At 71.2% G+C, this 1,899-nt stretch carries 1 protein-coding gene; it reads left to right on the top strand.

The window, feature by feature from the left end; translation table 11 throughout:
* Positions 1 to 36: 36 nt before the first annotated feature.
* Positions 37 to 1,707: a peptidoglycan-binding protein gene (locus FGF04_RS39010; protein ID WP_235882748.1), complete on the top strand. Its 1,671-nt coding sequence runs from the start codon at positions 37 to 39 to the stop codon at positions 1,705 to 1,707.
* The last annotated feature ends 192 nt before the right edge of the window (positions 1,708 to 1,899 follow it).

Below are 1,899 nucleotides of genomic sequence, written 5' to 3'. Positions count from 1 at the left end.
CCCCACGTACAAGCACCGAAGGAGAACACCGCCGCCATGGGAAGACCCGTATCCCCCTCCCCCGTACGCGCCGAAGACCCACGCCCCAGGGACACCCACACCCGTACCCGCCCTCGTACTTACCGCCGCGCCGGAGCGAGGTGGCAGCTGCGCATCGGGACCTTCGCCGCCACCGCGGCCATGGTCTCGGCCGGGATCGTGCTCGGCGCCCAGCCCGCCGCGGCGGCGCCGGCCCCGATCAAACTGACCTCCGCGTCCTGCCCCGCCGAGATCGTCCAGGGCCAGACGAGCGGTTGCGTCACGGAACTGCAGAACCTGCTCAACGCGCACGGCGCCGGTCTGGTGGTGGACGGCCAGTTCGGGGCGGGCACGCTCTACGCGGTCCGCGAGTACCAGGCCGCCACCGCCATCGCCGTGGACGGCCGGGTGGGCCCCGCGGCCAAGAGCAAGCTGTACGCGACCGCGGGCTCGGCGCCCGCCCCCGTCAACCTGAACTCCTCCTCCTGCCCCGCGAACCTCGTCCAGGGCGCCAAGGGCGGCTGCGTCACCGAGCTCCAGCGGCTGCTGCGCCACCACGGCTACTCCGTCGACGTGGACGGCGACTTCGGCGCCGGTACGGCGAGCGCCGTCCGCTCCTTCCAGTCCTCGCGCGGCCTCACGGCTGACGGCCAGGTCGGCACGAACACCAAGCGGGCGCTGTACGACACCGACGAGTCACCGTCGACGGGCCTGGACCTGAGGTCGTCGTCCTGCCCGGAGAACATCGTGGAGGGGCAGAGCGGCGGCTGCGTCGCCACGCTGCAGTCCCTGCTGAACGGCAAGGGCCACAGCCTCGACGTCGACGCCAGTTTCGGCCCCCAGACCCTGGCGGCCGTGAAGGCGTTCCAGTCCGCGAGCGGGCTCACCGCCGACGGCGCGGTCGGCCCGAACACCAAGGCCGCCCTGTACGCGAACATCGGCGGAGGCGGCGGCAACGGCGCGCCCGCGCCGGTCGACCTGAACTCCGCGTCCTGCCCCGCCGAGATCGTGCAGGGCCAGCGCAGTGGCTGCGTGACAGAGCTGCAGAGCCTGCTCAACCACCACGGCGCCGACCTCGCCGTGGACGGTGACTTCGGGGCGCTCACCGACAGCGCCGTCAGGGACTTCCAGGCCGAGAAGGGCCTCTCGGCCGACGGCAGGGTGGGCCCGAACACCAAGGCCGCGCTGTACGGGACGGTCACCCCGCCGTCGTCGCCCCCGCCCGGCGGCGGCTACGCCAAGATCCTCGACGTGGCCGAGGCCGAGGCGGGCACGGTGGAGGGCAGCGCCCGCGCGAACAGCTACGGCTCGGCGGTGGGCCTCTCGCTCTCCACCAGCAACTACGCCTGGTGCGCGACCTTCGTGAGCTGGGTGGCCAAGCAGACCGGGGCCAGCTCCTACCGCAACTCCTACGTCTCGGGCTGGGTCAAGCAGGCCCGGGCCGGCAACTACCACCTGTCGGTGACGACCAGCCCGCAGCCGGGCGACATCGTGGCCTACGACTGGGACGGCGGCAGCGACTTCACCGGCGGCAACGAACACATAGGCATAGTGCGCACGGTCTCCGGTTCATCCTTCACCGCGGTAGAGGGCAACACGACCAACCCGAACGGCACCAACGACGGCGTCTACATAAAGTCCCGCACAACAGCCAGCACCTACGACGTGGTCTTCATCAGAGTCCGCTGACCACAGGTCTTGGGGGGCGCCGCGGGGAACGGCGCGGTCTTCTGCCTTTAGGGGCGCGGGGAACTGCGCAATCTTTTAGGGGGCGCGGGGAACGGCGCAGTCTTTTGTCTTTCAGGGGCGCGGGGAACTGCGCAATCTTTTAGGGGCGCGGGGAACGGCGCGACCAGCCCCCACGCACCCGCACCCGACAAC

Origin of the sequence: Streptomyces apricus (assembly GCF_008369065.1) — a bacterium.
In the GTDB taxonomy this organism is placed as follows: Bacteria; Actinomycetota; Actinomycetes; order Streptomycetales; family Streptomycetaceae; genus Streptomyces; species Streptomyces apricus.
This window is presented reverse-complemented; position numbering and strand designations above follow the sequence as displayed.

Bases quoted from the DNA above. Each gene is read 5' to 3' on its own strand.
- FGF04_RS39010 (WP_235882748.1), top strand. From the start codon at position 37: ATGGGAAGACCCGTATCCCCCTCCCCCGTACGCGCCGAAGACCCACGC.